General features: G+C 65.9%; 1 protein-coding gene. It reads right to left on the bottom strand.

Annotated features, from left to right (window positions below; genetic code table 11):
- The coding region (locus IG94_RS39570) for an alpha-amylase family glycosyl hydrolase (protein WP_043485803.1) at positions 1 to 208 on the bottom strand (208 nt) is incomplete at both ends.

Genomic DNA, 208 nt, shown 5'->3' with positions numbered 1-208 from the left:
CGGGTTCCGCCGGGACTCCTGGAACCACGGGTGCTGGTCGCTGGTGTGGTTCATGACGAAGTCGATGATCACGCGCATCCCGCGCTGGTGCGCCGAGTCGATGAACTCCACGAAGTCGGCGAGGTCGCCGAACTCGGGCAGTACGGCGGTGTAGTCGGAGACGTCGTAACCGCCGTCGCGCAGCGGTGACTTGAAGAAGGGCGGGAGC

Origin of the sequence: Streptomyces olivaceus, assembly GCF_000721235.1 — a bacterium.
Taxonomy (GTDB): Bacteria; Actinomycetota; Actinomycetes; order Streptomycetales; family Streptomycetaceae; genus Streptomyces; species Streptomyces olivaceus.
This window is presented reverse-complemented; position numbering and strand designations above follow the sequence as displayed.